This window comes from Bradyrhizobium sp. LB8.2, assembly GCF_040548035.1.
GTDB lineage: Bacteria > Pseudomonadota > Alphaproteobacteria > Rhizobiales > Xanthobacteraceae > Bradyrhizobium.
In genome coordinates this window covers 96556-122261 of sequence record NZ_JBEPQV010000013.1, presented here as the reverse complement: position 1 = coordinate 122261, position 25706 = coordinate 96556, and the positions used below count along the sequence as shown (strand labels likewise).

Sequence of the window (25706 nt, the reverse complement as noted above, 5' to 3'; positions counted from 1 at the left end):
TCCCACCGCGGAGGCACCCCCTCCCCAGCCCTCCCCCGCAAGCGGGAGAGGGAGCGCACCTCGTTCGTGATAGCCATCGAGCCCGAATTGCCCCCCCGCTCAATTCTCTGTAGTTTCCGCCTCGAAAACCACTCGCCCCACCCAACAGAACAGTGAGACCTCCGTGGCGCCCATCCAGTACATCGTCGAGGGCGGTCAGCGGCTCTCGGGCTCGATCGAGCCGTCCGGCAACAAGAATGCGGCCCTGCCGATCATCGCGGCAGCCCTGCTCACCGAGCATCCGGTGACGCTGGAAAACGTGCCGCGGATTCGCGACACCGAGACGTTGGTCGAGCTGATCCGCTCGGTCGGCGCTGCCGCGGAATGGACGGCCCGCAATACGCTTCATATTCACGCCAAGAGCATCCGCGCCGCCGATCTCGATCCCGAATTGTGCGTCCGCATCCGCGCCTCGATCCTGCTCGCGGGCCCGCTGCTCGCTCGCTGCGGCGAAGTCATGCTGCCGCCGCCCGGCGGCGACGTCATCGGCCGCCGCCGGCTCGACACACATGTGCTGGCGCTGGAGCAGTTGGGGGCCAAAGTCACCGCAACCGACCGGCTCGAATTCCGTGCGGCAAGGCTGGCCGGCGCGGACGTGTTTTTGGACGAGCCCAGTGTCACCGCGACCGAGAATGCGCTGGTCGCGGCGGTCGCCGCCGACGGCGTCACCTATTTGCGCAACGCCGCGTCCGAGCCGCATGTGCAGGACCTCGCCAACTTCCTGGTCGCGCTCGGCGCGAAAATCGAAGGCATCGGCACCAACACCATGATCGTGCACGGTCCAGCGACGCTGGGCGGTGCGGCCTACCGGATCCAGCCGGACCATATCGAGGTCGGCTCGCTGATCGGGCTTGCCGCCGTGACGCGCTCACCGCTTCGCATCGTGCGCGCCGGCGTCGAGCATCTGCGCTCGATCCGCATGGGCTTCGAACGGCTCGGCATCGTCTGCCGCATTGAAGGCGACGATCTCATCGTACCCTCGAACCAGACGCTGAAGATCCAGGACGATTTTGGCGGCCACGTGCCGAAGCTGGAGGACCAGCCCTGGCCGGCTTTCCCGGCCGATCTGATGTCGATCGCGATCGTCACCGCCACGCAATGCGAGGGCGTGATCCTGATGTTCGAGAAGATGTTCGAATCGCGGATGTTCTTCGTCGACAAGCTGATCGCGATGGGCGCGCGCATCGTATTGTGCGACCCGCACCGCGCCATCATCGCAGGACCCAGCCGGCTGCACGGCGCGACGATGACCTCACCCGACATCCGCGCCGGCATGGCCATGCTGCTGGCGGCGGTCTGCGCCGAGGGCACCTCCACGATCGACAACGCCGACCAGATCGAGCGCGGCTACGAGCGCATCGACGAACGGCTGAATGCGCTCGGCGCGAAGATCAAGCGCGTGCCCGAGCGGAGGGGCTGAGGCGGCTTCCACTTCTGGATTGAGATGGTCTCGTGCCCCGGACGCAGCGCAGCACGCGAGTGATGCGCTGCTGAGCCGGGGCCCATACCGCAAAGACAGCGCTCGTGATTCTGGGTCTCGGCTCGCGCTCCGCGCGTCCGGGACACGAGAGTGAGGCCATGTTTTCGTCGCCCTGCGATGCTATTGGATAGCCATGCTCGACACCGTCCAGCCTCGTTCGCAGCCGCAAGCCGGCGTGCCGCCAGATCCTCTCGCCGACGAGTTCGTCGAGACGCTGCGGCTGGCCGTGCCGATGATGCTGACGCAGCTCGGGCAGATCGCGATGATCACGACCGATCTCGCGCTGATCGGGCGGCTCGGCGAAGCCGCGGTCGCCGCGGCGGCGCTGGCTCATACGGTCTATTTCGTCAGCTTCACCTTCGGGCTCGGATTGATGGCAGCGGTTTCGCCGCTGGTCGCGCAGGCCTTCGGCGCCGGCGATGTCAGGCGCATCCGCCGCTCCCTGCGCGTCGGCCTGTGGGTCGCGCTCCTGATCTCGCTGCCGATGATGGCCTCGCCGCTCTATGGCGAGCACATCCTGATCGCGCTCGGACAGGCGCCGCACTCGGCCGCGCTCGCGCAGCGCTATCTGAACGGGCTGGCCTGGGGCATCGCGCCGGCGCTGGGCTTCATCGCGCTGCGCAGCATGATGAGCGCGGTGAACCGGCCGCAGGCGCCGCTATGGATCACGCTCGCGGCCATCCCCATCAATGCCGGGCTGGTCTATTGCCTGATCCATGGCCTGTTCGGCCTGCCGGAGCTCGGCCTGTTCGGCGCGGGGCTTGCGACCACCCTGGTCAATCTCGGCACTTTCGTCGCTACGCTCGCCATTGCGGGGCTGCGCAAGCCGTTCGCGGACTATCGTCTGCTCGCTCATCTCTGGCGGATCGACTGGCCCGTGATGCGCCGGCTCATCGCGATCGGCGCCCCGATCTCGTTCTCCCTGCTGCTGGAATATGGCCTGTTCTCGTCGGCGGCCCTGCTGATGGGGTTGATCTCGACGACCGCGCTCGCGGCGCATCAGATCGCGCTCCAGGTCACCGCCGTGCTGTTCATGGTCCCGCTCGGCATCGGCATGGCGGCCACGGTGAGGGTCGGCCACGCCTTCGGCCGCGGTGAGCCGCTCGCGGTGAAGCGCGCAGGTGTCGTCGCAGCGGTGATCGGGATCGCGTTCGTCTCGGCCCTGACCGTCGCGATCATCCTCGGCCGCTATCAGCTCGCACGGCTGTTCTTCGGGAGCGGCGAGGCGAGCATGGCGACCGTCGAGCTGACCGCGACGCTGCTCCTGGTCGGCGCGACCTTCTTCATCGCCGATGCAATCCAGACCATCATGGGCGGCGCGCTGCGCGGCATCAATGACACCAGGATGACGCTGGTATTCGCCGCGATCGGATATTGGTGCGTCGGCTTTCCGATCGCCTGGTGGCTCGCCTTCCACGCCGATTTCGGCGCCGTCGGTGTCTGGATCGGACTGTCGATCGGATCGTTCGTCTATGCCGGGCTTCTGATCTTGCGCTTTCGGATGTTGACGCGCAAATTGGCGGAATGATCGGGACTGTCCGCGAAGTCACCCCCAATGTCGATGCCGGCCGGCTGCTGGTCGGCGCGCAGTTCATCGACGCCTTTCGCGTCGCGACCGGCAAACAACAGCTCGACGCCCGCGAGGCCTGCACCAGGATGGTGCTGCACGGACCGCGCTGGATCGATGCCCTCGTGCGCCTGCGCAACGTCCTGGTGGCTCCGTTCGGACTCAAGACATCAGGCGAAGGCGCGCCGGCGCCAGGCGGCCTGATCGGCCTGTTTCCGGTCCTCAGCGAAACCCCGGATCGGCTCGTCGCGGGTTTTGACGACTCTCATCTCGACTTCCGCATCGTCGTCGACGTGGCCGGCGATGCCGCGGGTCAGGGGGTGACATTGACCACGCTGGTGCGGACCAACAATCTGCTCGGCCGTGCCTATCTCACCCTGATCACGCCGTTCCACAAGCTTGTGGCCCGCAGCATGATGGGACGCATCGCGGAGCCGGCGCGATGACCCTGTCCGTCGACCTCTTCTACTCCTTCCGCAGTCCGTTCAGCTATCTGGCGCTGCCGAAGACGCTGAAGCTCGTCGCGGAATTTGATCTCGCGGTCAAACTCGCATCGACCTGCCGCTCTGGCGTATGGGGCAAGGGCCTGACGCGGCGGTAGCTCACTCCGCCGCGCGCGCGGGCTTGTCGGCCGCCGCCTCCGACCATTCGCCGACGACGCGGTCGAGATCGCAGAGATTCTGGTGCATCTGCTCGAGCGAAAAGCCCAGCGCGAAGAAGCGCTCCGCGGTGTCGCTCGGCTGGCCCCGGATCAGGCCGTCCTGGCGCACAGCGGCGACCGCTTCGGCATAATGCTGAAGCGCGACGTGCACGGGATGGATCGGCGGGGCGCCGCCGCCTTCGCGCAAGGCCGCAGCGGCCGAACGCAGGAAGCGTGCGATCACGGTCGAGACTTCCGTCAGCGGCACGGCAAGCCGTGTCTGCACCTCGACCGGCAACGGCACCACGGTCGAGCGGCCGATCATCACGACGTCATGGCGCAGCCGCAAGATCGTGCGCAACAACGGGCCGGTGTCCGGCCCGCTCGACAATCGCGCAGAGCGCTCGCGCTCAGCTTCGGTGCCAATGGTATTCATGCCGACCATTGCGGCGCCGATACCGTCTTGAATCCGATGCAGCGCGTCATTGTCCCGGCCGCGCGTCAGGCCCGCGAGCAATTCGCTGAAGGCTTCTGCGATCAATTCGAGCAGCTTCGCCGCGCTGGCGCGAATTTGCCGCACCGCGCGCGATGGCAGCACCAGGAACGAGACGAGCAGCCCCGTCACCGCGCCGACCGAAACTTCGCTGACGCGATCAATCGCCGAGGCCATGGGATCGGCATGATGCATCGACGGAAGCACGAGCACGATCACGGCGGTCACCGTTGCAGAGCTTAGATTCGGATAGATCGATGCGACAAAGGCAAGCGGCGCCACGGCCAGCACCAGAAGACCCAGCAGGCCCAGTTCGCCGGAATAGGGGATCAGGATCGCGATAGCGCCGCCATAAATCGCGCCGCCGATGGTGCCGAGCATGTAGTCGCGTGTCGCCTTCAGCGAGCGCCCGACGCTCATCTGGGTCACGATGATGGAAGTGAGGACGGCCCAGAGCGGCAACAAGAGATGCAGCGCGGTGGCGAGCGCGTAGGCGCCGGTGGCCGCCACCGTGACCCGGACCGCCAGCCCCAATTGCGTCTTGCGCGACCAGACCCGGTCGAACAGCTCTCCTGCGAATGCCATCGTCGAGTATCCCGGTCCAACCCTCGTAAAGCCGCCAAAAGCATAGCTGATGCCCGCGGTCCCGAGGCCGCTTGAAAGGCCAAATCAGCCCGCTTAACTTGCGCGCCAAAACGAGGAAACACGATGGCCCACGAAACCGCAACGCTCGCCGCCTATGTCGCCAGCCTGAAATACGGGGATATTCCGGCGAAAGTGCTGGATCGGGCAAAAGTGCTGACGCTGGACTTCCTCGGCAGCGCCATCCGGGCCCGCAGCGAAGCGGAATCGACCCCTTCGATCCTGAAGATGCTGGAGGCGCTCGCGCTCGACGCCAAGGGCGACTCCACCGTGTTCGGCGACAGCAAGACCTGGACGCCGGCGGTCGCGGCGCTGCTCAACGGCGCACTCGGCCATTCCCTCGACTTCGACGACACCCACGCCGATTCCTCGCTGCATCCGAGCGCGCCGGTGGTTCCGGCCGCCTTCGCCATCGGCGAGATGGTCGGCGCCTCCGGGCGCGACGTGCTGACCGCGATCGTTGCTGGCTATGAAGTCTGCTGCCGGCTCGGCAATGCGCTCGACCCGTCCTCGCATTATGCGCGCGGCTTTCACCCGACCGCCACCGCAGGCACTTATGGCGCAGCGGCGGCCGCCGGCAAGCTGTTCGGCCTCTCCGAGCAACAGCTCATCGCCGCCTTCGGCGTCGCCGGCAGCCAGGCCGCGGGCTCGCTGCAATTTCTGGTCAATGGCGCCTGGAACAAGCGCTATCAGGTCGGCGCCGCCGCGATGAACGGCGTGATCGCAGCAACGCTGGCGCGCAACGATTTCGTCGGCGCGACGGAATCGGTCGAGGGCAAGCATGGCCTGCTCGCCGGCTACACCGATGATGCGCATCCCGACAAGGCGGTCGCCGAGCTCGGCAAGACCTATGAGACGATGAAGATCGGCGTAAAACCTTATCCGAGCTGCCGCTACACCCATGCTGCGATCGACGCGCTGATCGCGATGCGGCGCGAGCACAATCTGACGCCCGATCAGGTCAAGCGCGTGGAGATCGGCCTGCACCGCAACGGCATCACGCTGACCGGCGACGCCGCGACCAAGCGCCATCCCACCTCGATCGTCGGCGGCCAGTTCTCGATGTTCTTCACCGGCGCGCTCGCGCTCGACCAGGGCTCGTTTGGCTGGGACGACTACACCCGCCTTGGCGACGCCGCCATCGACGCGCTCGCCGACAAGTTCGACGTGGTGCAGGACGACCGGCTCGAAATCGGCCGCACTCACCCCTTTGGCGCGCGCGCGAGTATCACGACGGACGACGGCGTGCATGAGCGGCTCTACGCCGATCCCTCGGGAGAGCCGACCTCCTTCCCCGACGCGCAGGCGATGCAGCAGAAGTTTTTGACCCTGGCACGCCCGGTGCTGAACGCGCGCGCGGAGACATTCGCGGACGCGATCATGACGCTGGAGCGGTTCGATCGAGTGGCAAAGGCGACCGAGCTGGGGAGGTAGTAGGCCCTCTTCTCTCCTCCAAGGAAGGATAAGAGGCGCGCAAGAGGGCACCTCAATTCGTCCCCGCCGCCTTTCCCTTCTCGCGCATCGTTGCCACTACGTCGCGTACCAGATCGAACACACCGTCCGCTTCCGGCGGTGCGTTCAGCGAGCGGCCGAGCCGGACGATCACGAGTCGTTCCGAGGGAATAATGATCGTGTACTGCCCGATCGTGCCCTTGGCGAAGAAGGCATCGCGCGGCCAGCCATGTGTGACGCGAAACTTTGCGCCAAAGCTGTCGCCCTGGTTGGTCCAGAAGCCGGCGCCGATACCGACCCAGGCGTTGGGCGTCGCCGACGCCGAATAATTCACCCAGCCCTCGGGCAGGATGCGCTTGCCGCCGGCGACGCCGTCGTTGAGATAGAGCTGGCCGAAGCGCGCCCAGTCGCGCGCGGATGCCAGCATCTCGCCGGAGCCCTCGATCGTGCCGGCTCCGTCGAGCTGGAGCGTGACGTTGTTCATGCCGAGCGGCGCAAACAATTCGCGGCGCGCGAAGGCAAGCGCATCGGCGGGCTTGCCGCCGGCGGCGTTACGGATCAGATGCGCGAGAATGAGGAAGTTGCCGTCATGGTAATTCCACGCCGTGCCCGGTGCAGTCGCAAGCGGCGCGTGCTCGGCAAAGCTGGCCATATCGTCCTCTGCATATTTCATGGCATTGACCGGCTCGAGCGCGGAGCCGAGCGAGGCCTGCAACGAACTACCGAGCGCAATGCCGGCGGTGTGACGCAGCAACTGATCGACGGTGATGACATGGCGCGGATCATCCGGATTTTGCCAGGCGGTGATTGGCGCGGGCCCGTCGAGCTTCAACTTGCCCTGGCGCACGAGGATGCCCGTCAGCGCTGACATCACCGACTTCGTCATGGAGAAGCCGAGCAGCTGCGTCTCCGGCCCGACACCATCAGCATAGCGCTCGGCAACGATGCGCCCGGCCTTCATGACGACGATCGCGCGGGTGCGGCGATAAGGCGGTTGCGCGGGTTCGGCGAAAGCGCGGTCGAGCGCGGCTGACAGCCCCTCGCTTTGCGGCGGCACGAGTCCCGGACCTGCGATTTCGGGCAGCAAGGCGGGCTGCTTGTCATTCGACGGCAGCGCGACGTCGGCGATCCCCTGGCCGTGCTCGAGCGTGCAGCCGAGCCCCTCGCGATAGACGGCATGGCTGCGGCCGATGCCGAACAGGCTCACGGTGACATCCCTACGCGCGCGATCGACCTGAACATCCATCGCCCAGGCCAACAGACCCGCGCCTGGCATCGCGTCGGTGGTCTCGGCGAGGTCGCGCATGGGATCGAGGCCGGAGACGAACGTCTCCGAGCAGAGCGTGTCGGCGATGAAGCCGGTGGCAACCTTCGGCACGTCGCGGGCCCGCGCCGCGCCGAGGGCGAGGCCGGCAAGGGCGATGGCGGTGGTAGCGAGGATGATCTTGCGGCGGCGGGTCACGGGGCTTTCTCCAGCTTCGGGGGCGAGTGGCGGAGAAGGAGCCGGATGCGGGCGAAGGTGCTCGCCGGATTTGAAATACGGCCTCGTCGAAACTGGCCGGGGCTAGCCGAATTTGAAATTCTGATGTGATTTCAGTGAGCTAATAGTCTAGACGGCTTCCGCCTTGAGCCGCCGATACTCCGTCGGGGTCACGCCTGTGACCGCCTTGAAGGCGCGGTTGAACGGGCCGAGCGACTGGAAGCCGGCGTCCATCGCGATGGTGATGACGGGAACCTCGGCCTGGGTGCGATCGGCGAGCGCGGCCTTGGCCTCCTCGATCCGGTGATTGTTCAGAAACACATTGAAATTGCGATAGCCGAGCCGCTGATTGATCAGCCGGCGCAGCCGGTATTCCGGAATTTTCAGCCGGCCCGCCAGCACCCCGATGGTGATGTTTTCCTGACGATAGATTCGCTCGTCCGCCATCAGCCGCATCAAGGCGTCGATGAGCTTTTGATCGGCGGCGTCATCGGCCGCAGGCTGAATGAAAACGACTGCCGGTGCGGGCTCCGCAACGGCCGGAAACAGATCCGCCCCGTCAACGCGCATCATGGCATAGACGATCGCCGCGACGGTGCAGGTGAGCCCGCCGGCATTGATGGTTTCGGCGACATCGCCGACGTGGTGCCCGGCGACGGCGATCTGGAGCACCGCATTCAACCCGCCATAGAGCGCGGTTGCGCAGACGATGAAGACGCGAACGCTGCGGCGGCGCTCGACCAGGTCAGCCGGCCAGGAGGCGATCGTCTGCCCGATCGCAAGCGCAATGAAGCCGAGCACGATCAGATTGACCACCGTCACGGAGAACCGCAAATGGCCGCTGGGTGCAATCCAGACGCAGCCCGCGAAGCTGAAGGCCGCCACCAGCGCCCAGACCGATCCGTGCCACCAGCGGAGGTGAAACTCGTCGTCGAACAGGGAACGTGTGAACAGCCAGAACACCACCATGGTGCCGGTCGACAATGCGATCTGCGGTGCATGCCAGAGCGGGATCCGCGACGTGACATCCAACGAATAGCTCACGGCATGCGCGGCCGCGCCCAATGCGAAGGCCGCGCCGAGACGGGCAGCCAACACATTGCGGAAGTCCTGCAGCAGTGACGCCGCCAGCACCAGCAGCAGCGCGACGCTGGAGGCGCGAAAGGCGAGCTCGGTTGCGGCAAGTGTCATCGGGCGATGCGATCAGTCGCGATTGAAATCAGCCGAACATCGTTCGTTGGGCTCCTTTTTTCAAGGACCATCCTCAGGCCAGGGCTAGCGCGCCCACCGCTGTCATCGCCGGCTTGACCCGGGCGTCCAGTAATCCGAGACAGTTTTGATTGAATCGATAGGCCTCGGCGTACTGGATCGTCCGTCTTCGCGGACGACGACGGCGGAGTATGTGGCCGGGCTTTGGGGCGACGGCCGAACGAAATCCTGCTACGATTTAGCTCGAAAAAGCCAAAAGGAGTCCACCATGAGCTGGCAACCCTCGAACGATCCCGTGCTTGGCGATCCCATGTCCTGCGACGCGCTCGATCTCGTTATCGTGCCGCGTACCCGCGATCTCGGCGACGGGTTCGCGGTGCGGCGCGCGTTGCCGCATGGCAAGCGGCAGATGGTCGGGCCCTTCATCTTCTTCGATCATTTCGGGCCGGTGCAATTTGTCTCGGGCAAGGGCATGGACGTGCGGCCACATCCGCATATCGGGCTCGCCACCGTCACCTATCTGTTCGACGGCGCCATCATGCATCGCGACAGCGAGGGCAACATCCAGGAAATCCAGCCCGGCGCGATGAATTTGATGACGGCCGGGCGCGGCATCGCGCATTCCGAACGCACGCCGGATGTGCAGCGCGCGTCGGGCCAGAAGATGCTGGGCCTGCAAAGCTGGATCGCGCTGCCGGCGGGCTCTGAAGAGATCGCGCCGTCGTTCCAGCATTATGGGGCCGGCGATCTGCCGATGATTTCCGAGCGCGACTTCACCGCGAAGGTGATCGCGGGCTCAGCCTTCGGCACCACCTCGCCTGTTACGATGGTATCGCCCTGGTTCTACACCGAGGTCACGGCGGTCGCGGGCGCGATCGTACCGCTCGACCCCGATCACGAAGAGCGCGCGATCTACGTGGTCGACGGCGAGATCGAGATCGCGAACGAGCGCTATGAGGGGCCGCGACTGCTGATCTTCCGGCCCGGCGACCGCATTACGGTGAAGGCGCTCAAGGCCACGCGGATGATGTTTCTCGGCGGAGATGCGCTGGAGGGACCGCGCCACATCTGGTGGAATTTCGTCTCCTCCAGCAAGGAGCGGATCGAGCAGGCCAAGCAGGACTGGAAAACGGGCCGCTTCGCGGGGGTTCCTCAGGAACATGAGTTCATTCCGCTGCCGGAATAGGCTAATCCGGTTTCCGGTCGCGCTCTCAGGCGCGGCCGGATTTCCTGTCGCAAGGCCTTGCTCCGAAAGTTCTGCCGATGACCCTCATGCTCTCCAGCGACTTGCCCCTCCCCAAGATCGGACGCGGCAAGGTGCGCGATATCTACGCCATCGACGACGATCGCCTGCTGCTCGTCACCACCGACCGCATCAGCGCCTTCGACGTCGTGATGGGTGAGACCATCCCGATGAAGGGCGCGGTGCTGACGCAAGTGAGCGCGTTCTGGTTCAACGAGCTCGACGGCGTGGTGCCGCATCACATGATCAGCGCCGACACCGACGAGATCATTGCAGCCATTCCGGCGTTGAAGCCGCATCGCGCCGAGATTCTCGGCCGCGCGATGCTCTGCCGCCGCACCACCGTGTTTCCGATCGAATGCGTGATCCGCGGCTATCTCTCGGGATCGGCCTGGAAGGAATATGCCGGCTCCGGCACGCTGGCCGGCGAGAAGCTGAAAGCGGGCCTGGTCGAGAGCGAAAAGCTGGAGCCAGCGATCTTCAGCCCCGCGACCAAGGCCGAGACCGGCCACGACGAGAATATCACCATCGCGAAGATGCGTGAGGTCGTGGGCGACGAGACGGCCTACACGCTCGAGAGCATGACGCGCGCGATCTACACGCTCGGCGAGGAGCTCGCCCGCGAGCAGGGCATCATCATTGCCGACACCAAGTTCGAGTTCGGCCGCGACAAGGACGGCCGCATCATCCTGATCGACGAAGTCATGACGCCGGACTCCTCGCGCTTTTGGGCGGTCGACGCCTACAAGCCCGGCCGGCCGCAGGCGAGCTTCGACAAGCAGCCGCTGCGCGACTATCTCGACATCGAACGCCGCGCCGGCCGCTGGAACGGCGACGCCCCGCCGCCGCCACTGCCGGCGAGCGTGGTGGAGGCGACCAGCAAGCGGTATCTGGAAGCGTATCGGCGGGTGACGGGGGCGGAGCTGAAGATTTAGCGCAGGCGTTATCGTCGTCCTGGACCAGCGAACGAAGTGAGCGCCGATCCAGGACCCATTACCACAGGGAGCGGTTTGGCGAAGGCTCGTGGTCGTCAGCTCGCGTCACGACTCCTCCCTGGGGTAATGGGTCCTGGCTTTCGCCAGGAAGACACCGAATTTGCGGAGATAATTTACGGGGATTGAGCAAACAACCTCGCCGCGAAACTGTCTGGTACTTTATACTTTCAAGAATCCTGTTGCGCTAAGCCTGTAGTCGTCTACGTCTCAGATGAGATTTTTTCAGGGGCGAGCGCCACGGCGTGACCGATCCAGCAATTACCCTCCGTCCGGCTCCGCGATTAGAACCGGCCCTCAAGCGCGCGCTGAATGATGTATTGGGCGGGAGCGCCGCCAGCGTTCTGACCGTCACGTTCGGCCTGTCCTACGCGCTGCTGATCTTCGCGGGGCCGTTGTCGCCCTATCTGTCCTATGGGATCACGGCGACTTTCGTCAGCTCCGCGGTGCTTGCGGCCGTCATCGGGCTCGGCAGCTCCCTGCCCTTCGCGATTGCAGCTCCTGACAGCTCGACCGCCGCGGTGACGGGTATCCTGGCCGCCTCGGTGGTCGAGCGCATCGAGACGGCGAACCTGTCGGAGCCGCTGCTCTCGGCGGTCCTGATCACCCTCGGCCTGTCGACGATGCTGACAGGATTGGTGCTGTGTGGACTGGGCCTGACCCGGCTTGGCCGCGCCATCCGCTACGTGCCTTATCCGGTGGTCGGCGGCTTTCTCGGCGCTACCGGCCTTCTCATCGTCATGGGTGCGGTCCGGGTGATCACCGACCATCCGCTGCAATTCGCGACACTGTCGCACTTCGCCGACCGCACCATCTTGCTGGAACTCGGTGCCGCCTGCGCGATGGCGCTGGTGCTGTATCTCACCTGGCACCGCTCGCGCAGCCCGTTCGGGTTGCCGATCATACTGGTCGGCGGCGTGCTCACCGCGCATCTGGCGTTCTGGATCACCGGCGTTTCCGTCGATGACGCCCGCACGTTGGGCTGGACCTTTCAGCCCCCGCCGCAAGCGGTCTTCATGCTGCCCTGGCATACCGACGATCTCGCCCGCTATCCCTAGTTTGCCATACCGGACCTGCTTGGCAATGTCGTCGCCGTCATCTTCGTCACGGCCTCGAGCACGCTGTTCAACACCACCGGCATCGAGGTGGCCACGCATCGCGAAGCCAATCTGGAGTGTGAGCTGAACGTCACGGGCGCCGCCAATATCCTGACCGGCATGCTGGGCGGCTATCCCGGCTGCAGCTCGACCAGCCGCTCAATGCTTAATTTCAGCAGCGGCGGCCGCGGGCGCCTGTCAGGCCTCACCGTCGCGGCGCTGTCGCTGCTGATGCTCGCCGTCGCGCCCGAGCTGCTCGGCTTCATCCCCAAATTCGTGCTCGGCGGCCTGTTGCTCTATCTCGGCGCCGACCAGCTGCACAAATGGATCATCGAATCGCGCAAGCGGCTTTCAAAGCGCGAATATCTGTCGCTGATCGCCATCATCGCGATCATCGTGGCCTGGGGTTTCGTGCCGGGCATCCTGATCGGTGTGATCATCGGCTGCGCGACGTTTGCGTTCAGCGCCGCGCGGGTCGAGTCGATCAAATACAGTTTCGACGGCTCGGAGTATCGCTCCTCGCTCGACCGCTCGCGCGACGACCAGGAGGTGCTGCTGACCCATGGCGGCAAGATCCGGGGCCTCAATCTCCAGAGCTATCTGTTCTTCGGCTCCGCCAACCGGCTCTACCAGCACGTCAAGCAGCTGCTTCAGGAACGCCCCGAATGCCGCTATCTGCTGTTCGACTTCAAGCTCGTCACCGGCGTCGATTCATCGGCCGCCTATAGCTTTGCCCAGATCAAGCGCAGCGCTGGCGAACTCGGCGTCGAGCTGATCCTGGTGCATCTGTCGGCTGCGGCCGAGAAGGTGCTGCGCTCCCAGCGACTTCGTCGGCGAGGGCGTCACCATCATCCTCGAGCTCGATCACGCGCTGGAATGGTGCGAGAACGAGCTCATCTCGCAGCATCAGGAGCTGGCGCAGGAAGAAGCCAGCCTGCGCGACTGGTTCACGCGAATGCTCGGCAGCGAGGACAGCGCCGACGAGCTGATCCGCCGTTGCCAGCGCATTGAGGTCGAAGCCGGCGAGGTCATCGTGCAGGCTGGCGCCCCCGCCGATTCCATGCATTTCATCCTCGAGGGCCGCGTCGGCATCATGATTCCGGCCAACGACGATCGCACCACGCGCGTGCGCAGCCTCGGCCGCTACACCACGATCGGGGAGATGGGGCTGGTGTCACAGACACCGCGCAGCGCCACCATCCAGGCCGAGGTCGACAGCGTGCTCTACGTGCTCAACACGCACCAGTTCGACGCGATCAAAGTCGAGGACCCCGCGCTCAGCCACAAGCTGCTGACCTATTTCGTGTCGGTCATGGCCGAGCGGCTGACCTTCGCGAACCGGACGATCGCGGTGCTGAGGCGGTAGGAGCTGCCATCACGGCACTAGCCTGCCACATACTCCGATGTCGTCCTGGCGAAAGCCAGGACGACCAGGAAATGGCGAGCCTACACCCCCGCCATCATCACGTATTTGATCTCGACATATTCTTCCATGCCGTGATGCGAGCCTTCGCGCCCCAAGCCGCTTTCCTTGACGCCGCCGAAGGGTGCGACTTCGGTGGTGATCAGACCGGTGTTGACGCCAACCATGCCCGACTCCAGCGCTTCGGCGACGCGCCAGACGCGGCCGAGATCGCGGGAGTAGAAGTACGAAGCCAAGCCAAACGGCGAGGCGTTGCACATCGCAATCACATCGGCCTCTTCCTTGAAGCGGATCACCGGCGCGAGCGGGCCGAAAGTTTCCTCCTGTGCCACCAGCGAGTCCGGCTTGACGTCGGAGAGCACCGTCGGCTCGAAGAACGAGCGTCCGAGCTCGCTGCGCTTCCCGCCCGTGACGATTTTGGCGCCGCGCTTCACGGCGTCGGCGATGTGGCGCTCGACCTTGTCCACCGCTTTCAAATTGATCAGCGGGCCCTGCGTGATGCCGGTTTCCGTCCCATCGCCGATCTTCATCGCAGAAACTTTTTTCGACAGCTTCTGCACGAACTCGTCGTAGATCTTGTCCTGGGCATAAAGCCGGTTGGCGCAGACGCAGGTCTGGCCCATGTTGCGGTATTTCGAGACGATCGCGCCTTCGACCGCCGCATCGATATCGGCGTCGTCGAACACCACGAACGGCGCGTTGCCGCCGAGCTCGAGGCCCAGCCGCTTCACGCCAACGGAGGCCTGCTGGTACAGAATCTTGCCGACCGCGGTCGACCCGGTGAAGCCGACGAAACGCACAGCCGGATGCTCGCACAGCACCTTGCCGATCGGCGCTGCATCGCCGGTGACGATGTTGAACACGCCCTTGGGCACGCCGGCTTTCTCCGCGAGCACGGCAAGCGCCAACGCCGACAGCGGCGTTTCATTGGCGGGCTTCAGCACCACGGTGCAGCCGGCCGCAAGCGCCGGCGAAACCTTGCGCGTGATCATCGAGTTCGGGAAATTCCACGGCGTGATCGCGCCGCAGACGCCGATCGGCTGCTTGATCGCGAGCAACCGCGCATCCGGCCGCTGTGTCGGAATGGTCTCGCCGTAGACGCGGCGGGCTTCCTCGGCGAAGAACTCGACATAAGCGCCACCGATGTCGACCTCGCCGAGAGCTTCGCTGAGCGGCTTGCCCTGCTCGGAGGTGAGGATCAGTGCGAGGTCCTCGCGATTGGCGATAATCAGCTCGAACCATTTGCGCAAGATATTGGAGCGTTGCTTGGCGGTGTGCTTGGCCCAGGCCGGAAACGCGCGCTCCGCGGCTTCTACCGCCTTGGTGGCATCATCCGCCGAAAGCTGCGGAACCTTTGCGAGCTCGACGCCGGTCGCGGGGTTGTTGACGGCGAAGACCGGCGAGCCGACCCAGGCGCCTTCGATGTAGCAGGCCTCCTTCAGCAGCGACGGGTCCTTCAACCGGTCGCGCAGATTGGACGTGGCGTGCTGAGCGCGTGCGGCGGCGGTCGGGGTCATGGCGTTACTCCCAGGGGGCTTTTCAGGTTCGCCCGGAATATAGGGACAAGCGGCGCGCAATGCACCGTCCCGCAACGCACATCTGCTGGGAGCTAGGCTCGGAGCAGGGGGGATTTACGCCGCGCCGCTCATATACGTCTCGCGCCGTCCGATCATGCGTTCGGCGGCGGCCCTGGCGTCGGCCTTCGAGGAAGTCGCGCACGTCCGGTATTCGAGAGCGGGGGCGTCGGAGGCATCGCGGCGGCCGAACCAGGATTTCGAGCCGACCGGCAGCAGCGCAAGCGCCTGCGCCAGATTGTCGACCGCGCCGAACGAATAGAGCGCACCGGTGCCCGCGGTGCGGACTTCGTAGATGCCGGGTGCGATCGGCGCTTCGAGATTGTCGCCCCGTCCGGGACGGGGATAGCGCTTCCATTCGCTCCAGGTCGAAATCATCTGAGGTCCCCTCGCGGCCGGTGGACGGCCGCCAAATTTGCATCAAATCTTAACGTCGGCCGCAGATCGGGCCGAGAGTTGAACGCCGCAACGCACAAAATGTTTCAAGTGCTTCAAACACTCAAAACATTTTGCCCGTGCGTATCCACGGTCACGGCTGGTTGCGGCGATCCACCGCAGATTGTGACGGAGTGTTGCAGTTCAGCAGCCTTGTCGTCCTGCGTGGCCCTTGTCGTCCTGCGCGGGGCGTGGACCGTCAAGTCACGACATCGCGACCGGCGCAAATCCATGGATGTGCTTGCCGCGCGGAGCACGCGGGAGGACAATCGATCGCTTCCAACAATAATCAAACCGGAGGAAACGCGGATGCAAAGCAAAGACCAGATCGACGAGATTCTGCGCCAGAAGAGCGAGGCCGAGGAGATTCCCGGCGTCGTCGCCATCGCCGCCAGCGGTACCGACGTGCTTTATCAGGGCGCGTTCGGCAAACGCGATCTGTCCAAGCCGGATGCGATGACCGCCGACAGCGTGTTCTGGATCGCATCGATGACGAAGGCGGTGACATCAGCGGGCGCGATGCAACTGGTCGAGCAAGGCAAGCTGTCGCTGGACGCGCCGATCGGCGAGGTGCTGCCCGATCTCGCCAAGCCGGAGGTGCTCGAAGGTTTCGATGCCAAGGGCGAAGCCAAGCTGCGGCCGGCCAAGGGGCCGATCACGCTGCGCCAGCTCATGACCCACACCGCCGGCTTCTGCTACAACATGTGGAACGGCGATCTCGCGGTCTATCTGGACAAGACCGGCATCCCAGCCATCACCAGCTGCCAGAACGCTGCGTTGAAGACGCCGATCATGACCGATCCCGGCACGCGCTGGGAATACGGCACCAACATCGATTTCGTCGGCAAGGCGGTGGAAGCCGTCAGCGGCAAGCGGCTCGATGCTTATCTGCGCGACAATCTGTTCGCACCGCTCGGCATGAGCGATACCGCCTTCAAGATCACCGACGACATGCGCAAGCGCCTGGTCGGGATGCATGCGCGCGGCGAGGACGGCCAACTCGCCGCGATCCCGTTCGAGCTCGAGCAGGAGCCGGAATTCCACATGGGTGGCGGCGGCCTCTATTCGACCGCGGCCGACTACATCAAGTTCACCCAGATGATCTTGAACAAGGGCCGCGGCAACGGCAATCAGGTGCTGAAAGCCGAGACTATCGCGACGATGGGGCAGAACCACATCGGCGATCTCGCCATGGGCAAGATGACCACGGCGGCGCCGATGTACACCAACGACGTCGATCTCTATCCGGAGCAGGTGAAGAAGTGGGGCCTCAGCTTCATGATCAACACCGACAAGACCGCTGAGGGGCGCAGCGCGGGCAGCCTCGCCTGGGCGGGCCTCGCCAACACCTATTACTGGATCGACCCGGCGCGCGACGTCACCGGCGTGATCCTGATGCAGTTGCTGCCATTTGCCGATGGAAAATGCCTGGAGGCTTTTGCTGGCTTCGAGCGCGGCGTCTATGCCGGGCTCGGTGCCGGCAGTGGGCAGAAGGCGGCGTAAGACCCGCCTTAGCTCTCGCGACGCGTCATGGCCGGGCTTGTTGTCCCGGCCATCCACGCACCTGGCTGGAGGACATTTTTTGATTTTGGCAGACAAGGCCGACAGTTACGTTTGCGGCATCTCCGACACGCCGCTGCTCGGCGACACCATCGGGCGCAGCCTCGATCAGGCCGCGCAGCGCTGGAGCGATCGCGAGGCGCTGGTCTCGCCCAGTCACGGCGTGAGATGGACATGGAAGGAGTTTGCCGCGCGGGTCGACGCGCTCGCCGCCGGTTTTCTCGCGCTTGGCCTCGAGCGCGGCGCACGGATCGGAATCTGGTCGCTGAACCGGCCGGAATGGACGCTGACCCAGTTCGCCGCCGCCAAGGCTGGCCTCATCCTGGTGACGATCAATCCGGCCTACCGGCTGAGCGAGCTGGAATTCGCGCTTCACAAGGTCGGATGTAGCGCCATCGTCACCGCGACGGCGTTCAAGACCAGCAACTACATGGACCTGCTCAACACACTGTTGCCAGAGCTTGCGAGCGCCAAGCCCGGGCAGTTGCAGGCGGCGCGGCTGCCGGCCCTGCGCATCGTGATCCAGATCGGCGGCCCCGCCTGCCCGGGCGCGATCCCGTTCGACGAGGTCGCCGGCATGGGCGGGACCGTGCATCGGGAGCAGCTCGCCGCGCTTGGTGTCTCCCTGCAGTTCGACGATCCCGTCAACATCCAGTTCACCAGCGGCACCACGGGATCGCCCAAGGGGGTGACGCTGACCCACCACAACATTCTCAACAACGGCTATTTCGTCGGCCGCGCCATGCGCCTGACCGAAACGGACCGCATCTGCATTCCGGTGCCGCTCTATCATTGCTTCGGCATGGTGATGGGCAACCTCGCCTCCGTCACGCTCGGCGCAACGATGGTCTACCCTGGCGAAGGGTTTGATCCGCTCGCGACGCTGCGGACGATCGAGCAGGAAAAATGTACCGCGCTATACGGTGTGCCGACGATGTTCATCGCCGAACTCGACCACGGCGAATTCTCAAATTTCAATCTGACATCGCTGCGCACCGGCATCATGGCTGGTGCACCCTGCCCGATCGAGGTGATGAAGCGCGTCAATAGCGAGATGAACATGGGCGAGGTCACGATCGCCTATGGCATGACCGAGACAAGCCCGGTCAGCTTCCAGAGTGCCGTCGACGATCCGCTCGAGCGCCGCGTCTCGACGGTCGGACGAATCCATCCGCATGTCGAAGTTAAGGTCATCGATCTCGACGGCAAGATCGTCAAGCGCGGCGAACGGGGCGAGCTCTGCACCCGCGGCTACAGCGTGATGCTGGGCTACTGGGAGGAGACGGAGAAGACCGCGGATGTGCTCGACGCCAACGGCTGGATGCACACCGGCGACATCGCCGTCATCGATGACGCCGGCTATTGCAACATCGTGGGCCGTATCAAGGACCTGGTGATCCGCGGCGGCGAGAATCTCTATCCACGCGAGATCGAGGAGTTTCTCTATCGTCATCCCAAGATTCAGGACGTGCAGATCTTTGGCGTTGCGGATGCCCGCTACGGCGAGGAGCTCTGCGCCTGGATCCGCGTCAGGCCCGGCGAGAATTTGACGATGGAAGAGGTGCGCGCTTTCTGCGACGGGCAGATCGCCCACAACAAGATTCCGCGATACGTGGAATTCGTCGACGAGTTTCCGATGACGGTGACCGGAAAGATCCAGAAATTCCTGATGCGCGACGACGTGGAAAAGCGGCTGGGATTGAAGGCTGCGAGGACTGCGTGATTTCCCTGTCGTCATTGCAAGCGTAGCGAAGCAATCCAGAATCTTTCTTCGGGGACAATCTGGATTGCTTCACTCGCAATGACGGGCAAAGCGTCCGCGCTACGCCGTCAGCCCGCGCTGCCCGGCGAGCTCCTTCAGCGACACCTGCGGCCGCGCGCCGATGTGCTGGATCACTTCGGCGGCCGCGAGCGCGCCGAGCGCGCCGCACTGCTTGTGCGAGAGATCGCGCGAGAGGCCATACAGGAAGCCGGCGGCGAACAGGTCGCCGGCGCCGGTGGTGTCCACGAGTTGCGCGATCGGAGACGCCGGCGCTGCGACGGCCTCGGTTGGCGTCACCACCACGCAGCCTTTGTCGCTGCGCGTGACCACGCCAAGCTTGACGTCGTTGCGCAATTGCTTGAGCGCGGTGTCGAAGTCGGACGTTTCGTAGAGCGAGTGCAGCTCAGACTCGTTGGCAAAGACGATGTCGGCGGTGCCGTTGCGCATCAGGCCCAGAAATTCGTCGCGATAGCGACTGACGCAGAAGGAGTCCGACAGCGTGAGCGCGACCTTGCGGCCGGCCTCGTGCGCAATCTTGGCCGCCTTGACGAAGGCCTCCTTGGCCCCCGGCGGATCCCAGAGATAGCCCTCGAGATAGACGATGCCGGCGCTGGCGATCTCGGCCGGGTCGATGTCGGCCGGCGACAAATCCTGCGCCGCGCCGAGATAGGTGTTCATGGTGCGCTCGCCGTCGCCCGTGACCAGGATGTAGGAGCAGCCGGTGGCGGGGCCGTCCTTCGCGGCGGGCGTGTTGAAGGCGACCCCGGCAGCGCGGATGTCGTGGACGTAGAGCTTGCCGATCTGGTCGTCCTTGACCTTGCCGACATAGGCCGCGCGCGCGCCCAGGCTGCCGATGCCGACGATGGTGTTGGCGGCCGAGCCGCCCGAAACTTCCGTCGCCGGGCCCATGTCGTTGTAGATGGCGGCGGCCCGCGCCTCGTCGATCAGGGACATGCTGCCCTTGGTCATGCTGTGCTTGCCTAAAAAGGCTTCATCGGTCTTGACCAGCACGTCGAACAGCGCGTTGCCGATGCCGAGAACGTCATATTTCACGTCAGCCATTCACCTTGATCCTGTTTGGCGGATTGCGATACCTGCGGAAATCCGCTTCCTGTCGGTCTGAAATCTGGCTCGCGGCCTATCACGACCGGGCCCGCGCGAGCAAGCAACGGTATTATAACAGCTCCGATGATCCGCTCCTTCCTGACTGTCTCGACGGGAACGCTGGCCTCGCGACTGCTCGGCTTCGCCCGGGATTCCCTGATCGCGGCGCTGCTCGGCACCGGCGCGGTGGCGGACGCGTTTCTGGCGGCGTTCCAGCTCGTCAACGTGGTGCGGCGCCTGCTCAGCGAGGGGGCCCTGAATGCGGCGCTGATCCCGGCATGGCTGCGCGTTCGTGACCGCGATGGCGAGGCCGCTGCGGCGGCGTTTGCGGGACGCGTACTCGGAACGGTCAGCGCGGGCCTGATCGCGATATCGATCGCGATCGCGGTTCTCATGCCGCTGATCATCATGATCATCGCGCCGGGCTTCGTCGGCAGCGCGACGCTCGATCTCGCCGTCCAGAACGCGCGGCTGATGCTGCCTTATCTCGCCTTCGCGGGACCCGTCACGGTGCTGATGGGTCTGCTCAACGCGCAGGGGCGGTTTGCCCTCACCGCGTTCTCGCCGCTGCTGTTCAACATTGCCCTGATCGCCGCGATCGCAGCACTCCTGCTGTGGCACACCGACGCGACCTTCGCCGCGCGGATGCTGGCGGCCATCGTCGGCATCGCCGGCCTGCTACAACTCCTGATGCTGCTGTCGCAGCGAAGTGCACGCCTGGCGACACCGCTGCGTGCAAGCTTCGGCAAGGAAATGCGTGGCTTCTTCGCTAAGGCCATTCCCGGCATGATCGCAGGCTCGGGGCCGCAATGGCTGATGGTTGCCGGCGCGGTCATCGCTTCGGCCACGCCCGCCGCGGTCTCCTGGCTCTATTTCGCCAACCGCCTGATCGAGCTGCCGCTCGGTATTGTCGGCGTCGCCGTGGGCACGGTGCTGGTGCCCGAGCTGACGCGCGCAGTGAGCAGCGGCGACCGTGATGCGGTCGCGCACGCGGAATCGCGCGCGCTCGAACTCGCGACCGGGCTGGCGCTGCCGGCCACGCTGGGCCTGATCGTGCTGGCCGAGCCGATCGTGCGGATGCTGTTCGAACATGGCGCCTTCGGTGCGGAGGACAGCGCGGCCACGGCGCGCGCACTGATGTGGCTGGCGCTGGGCCTGCCGGCGCACGTGCTGATCAAGGCGCTGTCGCCGGCGTTCTATGCCCGCAGCGACACGACGACGCCGCTGCTTGCAACGGCCAAAGGCTTTGTGGTCGCGATCGCGCTTGCCGTCGTGCTCGGGCACTTCTGCGGTGCGACGGGAATCGCCGCGAGCATTGCGGCCGGCGCCTGGAGCAGCGCGATCTCCCTGCTCCGGAAAGGCACGGGCGAATTCGGCTTCTCGGTCGATGCCGCCGCTCGCAAGCGGCTGCCCCGGATCGTGCTCGCCGCAGCCGCCATGGGCGCCCTGCTCTGGCTGACTGTGTATCTTGTGCCTGCCGAGGCCCATGGCCTGATCCGCTTCATTGTGCTGGGCCTGCAGATCGCGGCGGGGATCGCCGTCTATGGCATGCTCCTGCAAGTCCTCGGCGTCGCTTCCTGGCGCGAGGCGGTTAACGCCCTGAGGAAGCCTGCCCCCAAGGCTCCTGACGCGCCATGCTCCTGACGCGCAGGCTCCTGGCGCGTAGGCTCTCGAATTACACTTGACGACGCTCCGCCGCTGTTGGAAACGACGGCCAATGACCTTCAGGAAAGGCTTGCCAGGAAGGCTTGCCAGGAAGACTAACCATGCCATTCGTTGAACGGGTTTTTTCGGGCGTCCAGCCGACGGGCAATCTGCACCTCGGCAATTATCTCGGCGCGATCGTCAACTTCGTGAAGATGCAGGAAACCCACAACTGCATCTATTGCGTCGTCGACATGCACGCGATCACGCAGGGCGTGGACGTGTGGGGTGGACCGGTCGAGCTCGCGCGCAACACCCGCGAGGTGACCGCGGCGTTCATCGCCAGCGGTATCGATCCGAGCAAGCACATCGTGTTCAACCAGAGCCAGGTCTCGGGCCATGCCGAGCTCGCCTGGATCTTCAACTGCGTCGCGCGCATGGGCTGGCTGGGCCGCATGACCCAGTTCAAGGAAAAAGCCGGCAAGGATCGCGAGAATGCGTCCGTCGGGCTGTTCGACTATCCCGTGCTGATGGCGGCCGACATTCTGCTCTACCGCGCCACCCATGTTCCGGTCGGCGAGGACCAGAAGCAGCATCTCGAACTGTCGCGCGACATCGCTCAAAAATTCAACAACGACTTCGCCGACTCGATCCGCAGCCAGGGCGCCAATGACGGCCTGTTCTTCCCGCTGCCGGAACCCTTGATCACGGGCCCGGCGACGCGCGTGATGAGCTTGCGTGACGGCACCAAGAAGATGTCGAAGTCGGACGCGTCCGATAATTCGCGCATCAATTTGACCGACGACGCCGACACCATCGCGCAGAAGGTGCGCAAGGCCAAGACCGACCCGGAGCCGCTGCCGACCGAGGAGAAGGGACTGGAAGCGCGCCCCGAGGCCGACAATCTCGTCGGTATCTTCGCTGCCCTCTCCGGCCGTTCCAAGGCCGAAGTGCTCAGGGATTTCGGCGGCGGCCAGTTCTCCAGCTTCAAGAACGCGCTGGTGGATTTGTGCGTCACGAAACTCGCGCCGATCGCCGGCGAGATGAAGCGCCTCGTCGCCGACCCCGGCCATATCGAGGCGATCCTGAACGACGGCGCCGACCGGGCGCGCGCGATCGCCGATGAGACCATGAAGCTCTCGAAGGACATCGTCGGCTTCATCCGCCGGCGTTGATTCCCGCATTCAGGAAAAGCAGCCGACGCCACGGCGCCGGCGGCTTCTCCTCTCCCCAAGCGGGACGGAGTGTGGCAGCATGTCGTTGTGCACATTCCGGGACATGCATGACCAGCAAGCGACTTTGCTTCCAGCCGGGTCACAAGCCCAAATGCCTCGTCATCGTCGACGACACCGCCGAGTGGGATCGTGCGGTTTATTATGCCAGCCGCTGGGCGATCCGCGCCGGCGGCGGCGTGGTGATGCTCCGCATCATCGAGCCCGACCAGCAGAGCCAGGAATGGCTGGGGGTCGCCGACATCATGCGCGCCGAAGCGCATGAGGCAGCGGAAGCCGCGCTCGACCGTGCCGCCGGCCGTGCCAACGGCATCGCCGCGATCACGCCGGAGCGGGTCATCCGCGAAGGCGGCGCGATGGAACAGCTGCTGGCGGTGATCGACGAGGACCCCGACATCGCCATGCTGGTGCTCGCCGCGAACCCGGGCGCGGAGGGACCGGGGCCGCTGGTCGCGCTGCTCGCGCACGCGCTGGGCACGTTCCCGGTGCCGGTGACGGTCATTTCGGGCGCGCTGAGCGACCAAAGCGTGGATTCGCTGTCGTAGGCTGCCGCTCTTCACCTCGCATCGCTTGCCTTGGGAGGGAGAAGCGGGCGCCCTAACCCGCTGATATAACAGGCAAACGGCCAGCTCACCCCTTGACCGTGCGTTCGCCGTCGCCATCTGCTAGTGGATAGAGCACGCGCCGGCCTTGAACCGGCGACGTCTGGAGAAAACCATGTTCATTCAAACCGAAGCCACCCCCAATCCCGCCACGCTGAAGTTCATTCCCGGCCGCGTCGTGGTCGACGGCGGTCCGATGGAATTTGCGAACCGCGAATCGGCCGCACGCTCGCCGCTCGCCGAAAAGCTGTTCGACGTCCCCGGCGTCATCGGTGTGTTCTATGGATCGGACTTCATCACCGTGACCAAGGCGAACGGTGAATGGCAACAGCTCAAGCCCGCGATCCTCGGCGCCATCATGGAGCACTACATGTCCGGCGCGCCGCTGCTCGCCGACGGTGCAGCCGCGAGCAATGTCGATATCGATGGCGAGGACGAATTCTTCGACGAGGCCGATGCCGAGACGGTCGACGTGATCAAGGATCTGATCGAGACCCGCGTGCGGCCGGCGGTCGCCAATGACGGCGGCGACATCACTTTCCGCGGCTTCAAGGACGGTATCGTCTATCTCAACATGAAGGGCTCCTGCGCCGGCTGCCCGTCATCGACCGCGACGCTCCAGCACGGCATCCAGAACCTGCTCAAGCATTTCGTGCCCGACGTGGTCGAAGTCCGGCCGATGTAGGCGCGATGGTGGGCACGGCGCAAGTGCGCCTTTGCCCACCCTGCGAGGTCTGACCGGGCACGCGGCATTCACGTTCTTGGAGCGCAAAGGCGTGGATGGCCGGGACAAGCCCGGCCATGACGGCAAGAACATCGGGCATCATGCGATTGCCAATGCTATGATCGCCTTATGCTGATCCTTGCCATCGATACCGCGCTGGAAGCGTGCGCGGCCGCCGTGCTCGACACCGACGCCGGCCAGCTCCTTGCGCAGGAGCAGCTTCTGATGAAGCGCGGCCACGCCGAAGCGCTGATGCCGATGATCGCGCGCGTGATGCTATCAGCCAATCTCGCCTTCACCTCGCTCGATCGCATCGCGGTCACCATGGGCCCTGGAAGTTTCACCGGGCTGCGCGTCGGCATCTCGGCGGCCCGCGGCCTGGCGCTTGCGGCGAAGCGTCCCGCCGTAGGCCTGACTACCTTGTCGGCCTATGCCGCCACCGTGGTCGGCCAGAGCGGAACGGCGCCGGTGATCTCCGCGATCGATGCCCGGCACGATCACGTCTACTTCCAGATCGTGGCCGGCGACGGCAGCCAGCTGGTACGGCCGGGCGTCGCGTCCATCGACGAGGTGATCGCGGCCTCGCAATTCGGCGCGCCGCATCTGGTCGGCAATGCCGCAAAGATCCTCGCGGATCGCTGGCCGAAAGATATCCCGCAGCCGGTCGCGGTCGACGCGCAGCCCGCGCCTGACATCGGCTGGGTCGCGTGGCTTGGCGCCGCGGCCGATCCCGAGACAAATCCGGCGCGGCCATTCTATCTGCGCGCGCCCGATGCAAAGCCGGCCGCACACCTGCCGCTTGCAGCACAAGCTGCAAGCTCATGATGAGATGGTTGTCGGAATGGTGGCGCGGCGGCACGGCCGTTGTCGAGCCGGCTGTCGCGCGCGACGTCGCACGGCTCGCGCAGCTTCACGGCGCCTCCTTCGCGCGCGGCTGGGGCGAAGGCGAGTTCGAGAGCATGCTTAGTGAGCGCAACACGCTGGTGCACCGGTTGCGCCTCGGCCGCAGCACGATCGGCTTTGCGGTGTCGCGGATCGGCGCGGACGAAGCGGAAATCCTCTCGATCGCGGTCGACCAGGCCCATCGCGGCCGCGGCCTCTCCCGCACGCTGCTGATGACCCATCTCGGCCACCTGGCCGGACGTGGCGTGCGCACGATATTTCTCGAGGTCGAGGAAAATAACCAGCCGGCGCGGCGGCTCTATGACCGAACCGGATTCATGGTGGTCGGACGCCGCGAACGCTACTATAAGCAGCCGAACGGGGAACAATTGAACGCACTTCTGATGCGACGTGACTTGCCGTAACATTG

20 protein-coding genes and 2 pseudogenes are annotated in these 25706 nt (G+C 65.1%); 16 read left to right on the top strand and 6 right to left on the bottom strand.

The features are described from left to right. Nucleotides 1-163 precede the first annotated feature (163 nt). From murA to ABIB06_RS17845, 4 genes and pseudogenes are all read left to right on the top strand, one after another. A complete protein-coding gene (gene murA / locus ABIB06_RS17860) occupies nucleotides 164-1459 on the top strand; it encodes a UDP-N-acetylglucosamine 1-carboxyvinyltransferase (protein WP_354048992.1) in 1296 nt (431 codons plus the stop codon). A 193-nt stretch (nucleotides 1460-1652) separates the two neighbouring features. After that, the gene (locus ABIB06_RS17855; RefSeq protein WP_354048990.1) at nucleotides 1653-3047 is read left to right on the top strand and encodes an MATE family efflux transporter; all 1395 of its coding nucleotides are present in this window, start codon (nucleotides 1653-1655) and stop codon (nucleotides 3045-3047) included. Next, nucleotides 3044-3532 carry a DUF2867 domain-containing protein gene (locus ABIB06_RS17850; protein ID WP_354048988.1) on the top strand — a complete coding sequence of 163 codons (489 nt, stop codon included), beginning with the start codon at nucleotides 3044-3046 and terminating at the stop codon, nucleotides 3530-3532. Before ABIB06_RS17855 ends, ABIB06_RS17850 begins: the two co-directional genes overlap by 4 nt. Beyond that, nucleotides 3529-3636 (top strand): annotated as a pseudogene (locus tag ABIB06_RS17845) (2-hydroxychromene-2-carboxylate isomerase); the annotation flags it as partial. The gene ABIB06_RS17850 and the pseudogene ABIB06_RS17845, both read left to right, overlap by 4 nt. 52 nt (nucleotides 3637-3688) lie before the next feature. Here the strand turns inward: ABIB06_RS17845 and ABIB06_RS17840 are convergent. Then, on the bottom strand, nucleotides 3689-4804 hold the full coding sequence (locus ABIB06_RS17840) for an FUSC family protein (RefSeq protein ID WP_354048986.1): 1116 nt from the start codon (nucleotides 4802-4804) through the stop codon (nucleotides 3689-3691). A gap of 123 nt (nucleotides 4805-4927) precedes the next feature. On the opposite strand from ABIB06_RS17840, the gene ABIB06_RS17835 reads away from it, so the two are divergent. Next, the gene (locus ABIB06_RS17835) at nucleotides 4928-6295 is read left to right on the top strand and encodes an MmgE/PrpD family protein (RefSeq protein ID WP_354048984.1); all 1368 of its coding nucleotides are present in this window, start codon (nucleotides 4928-4930) and stop codon (nucleotides 6293-6295) included. A gap of 52 nt (nucleotides 6296-6347) precedes the next feature. On the opposite strand, the gene ABIB06_RS17830 is transcribed toward ABIB06_RS17835, so the two are convergent. Together ABIB06_RS17830 and ABIB06_RS17825 are read right to left on the bottom strand one after the other, a co-directional pair. Further along, nucleotides 6348-7775: a serine hydrolase domain-containing protein gene (locus ABIB06_RS17830; protein ID WP_354048982.1), complete on the bottom strand. Its 1428-nt coding sequence runs from the start codon at nucleotides 7773-7775 to the stop codon at nucleotides 6348-6350. Between the two features lie 147 nt (nucleotides 7776-7922). Beyond that, nucleotides 7923-8984: an AraC family transcriptional regulator gene (locus ABIB06_RS17825; RefSeq protein WP_354048980.1), complete on the bottom strand. Its 1062-nt coding sequence runs from the start codon at nucleotides 8982-8984 to the stop codon at nucleotides 7923-7925. 286 nt (nucleotides 8985-9270) lie between these two features. On the opposite strand from ABIB06_RS17825, the gene ABIB06_RS17820 reads away from it, so the two are divergent. The 3 genes and pseudogenes from ABIB06_RS17820 to ABIB06_RS17810 all read left to right on the top strand — a co-directional run bounded on the left by ABIB06_RS17820 (nucleotide 9271) and on the right by ABIB06_RS17810 (nucleotide 13700). Continuing rightward, nucleotides 9271-10188 (top strand): pirin family protein, encoded by a 918-nt coding sequence (locus tag ABIB06_RS17820; RefSeq protein WP_354048978.1) that lies wholly within the window; start codon nucleotides 9271-9273, stop codon nucleotides 10186-10188. Nucleotides 10189-10265: 77 nt separating this feature from the next. Continuing rightward, complete coding sequence (locus ABIB06_RS17815) at nucleotides 10266-11180, top strand: phosphoribosylaminoimidazolesuccinocarboxamide synthase (RefSeq protein ID WP_354048976.1); 915 nt, start codon at nucleotides 10266-10268, stop codon at nucleotides 11178-11180. 302 nt (nucleotides 11181-11482) lie between these two features. Beyond that, nucleotides 11483-13700: pseudogene (locus ABIB06_RS17810) on the top strand (SLC26A/SulP transporter family protein). A gap of 80 nt (nucleotides 13701-13780) precedes the next feature. Here the strand turns inward: ABIB06_RS17810 and ABIB06_RS17805 are convergent. Together ABIB06_RS17805 and ABIB06_RS17800 are read right to left on the bottom strand one after the other, a co-directional pair. Next, on the bottom strand, nucleotides 13781-15274 hold the full coding sequence (locus ABIB06_RS17805; RefSeq protein WP_354048974.1) for an NAD-dependent succinate-semialdehyde dehydrogenase: 1494 nt from the start codon (nucleotides 15272-15274) through the stop codon (nucleotides 13781-13783). A gap of 114 nt (nucleotides 15275-15388) precedes the next feature. Next, complete coding sequence (locus ABIB06_RS17800; protein WP_354048972.1) at nucleotides 15389-15709, bottom strand: hypothetical protein; 321 nt, start codon at nucleotides 15707-15709, stop codon at nucleotides 15389-15391. 366 nt (nucleotides 15710-16075) lie between these two features. On the opposite strand from ABIB06_RS17800, the gene ABIB06_RS17795 reads away from it, so the two are divergent. Together ABIB06_RS17795 and ABIB06_RS17790 are read left to right on the top strand one after the other, a co-directional pair. Beyond that, complete coding sequence (locus ABIB06_RS17795; RefSeq protein WP_354048970.1) at nucleotides 16076-17269, top strand: serine hydrolase domain-containing protein; 1194 nt, start codon at nucleotides 16076-16078, stop codon at nucleotides 17267-17269. An 85-nt stretch (nucleotides 17270-17354) separates the two neighbouring features. Beyond that, a complete protein-coding gene (locus ABIB06_RS17790) occupies nucleotides 17355-19049 on the top strand; it encodes an AMP-binding protein (protein WP_354049083.1) in 1695 nt (564 codons plus the stop codon). Nucleotides 19050-19148: 99 nt separating this feature from the next. Here ABIB06_RS17790 and ABIB06_RS17785 read toward each other — a convergent pair whose 3' ends face one another. Further along, nucleotides 19149-20150 carry an adenosine kinase gene (locus ABIB06_RS17785; protein ID WP_354069164.1) on the bottom strand — a complete coding sequence of 334 codons (1002 nt, stop codon included), beginning with the start codon at nucleotides 20148-20150 and terminating at the stop codon, nucleotides 19149-19151. A 126-nt stretch (nucleotides 20151-20276) separates the two neighbouring features. Here ABIB06_RS17785 and murJ point away from each other — a divergent pair, with 126 nt between their 5' ends. From murJ to rimI, 6 genes are all read left to right on the top strand, one after another. Further along, nucleotides 20277-21836, top strand: coding sequence for a murein biosynthesis integral membrane protein MurJ (gene murJ / locus ABIB06_RS17780; RefSeq protein ID WP_354048968.1), 1560 nt, complete (start codon nucleotides 20277-20279; stop codon nucleotides 21834-21836). 122 nt (nucleotides 21837-21958) lie between these two features. Then, nucleotides 21959-23011, top strand: coding sequence for a tryptophan--tRNA ligase (gene trpS, locus ABIB06_RS17775; RefSeq protein ID WP_354048966.1), 1053 nt, complete (start codon nucleotides 21959-21961; stop codon nucleotides 23009-23011). Nucleotides 23012-23118: 107 nt separating this feature from the next. Beyond that, entirely contained in the window at nucleotides 23119-23613 is a 495-nt protein-coding gene (locus ABIB06_RS17770; protein WP_247352877.1) for a universal stress protein, read from the top strand. A 172-nt stretch (nucleotides 23614-23785) separates the two neighbouring features. Continuing rightward, nucleotides 23786-24355, top strand: coding sequence for a NifU family protein (locus ABIB06_RS17765; protein WP_247352874.1), 570 nt, complete (start codon nucleotides 23786-23788; stop codon nucleotides 24353-24355). A gap of 168 nt (nucleotides 24356-24523) precedes the next feature. Continuing rightward, nucleotides 24524-25219 (top strand): tRNA (adenosine(37)-N6)-threonylcarbamoyltransferase complex dimerization subunit type 1 TsaB, encoded by a 696-nt coding sequence (tsaB, locus tag ABIB06_RS17760; protein WP_354048964.1) that lies wholly within the window; start codon nucleotides 24524-24526, stop codon nucleotides 25217-25219. Continuing rightward, nucleotides 25216-25701 carry a ribosomal protein S18-alanine N-acetyltransferase gene (gene rimI / locus ABIB06_RS17755; protein ID WP_354048962.1) on the top strand — a complete coding sequence of 162 codons (486 nt, stop codon included), beginning with the start codon at nucleotides 25216-25218 and terminating at the stop codon, nucleotides 25699-25701. Before tsaB ends, rimI begins: the two co-directional genes overlap by 4 nt. Nucleotides 25702-25706: the final 5 nt, after the last annotated feature.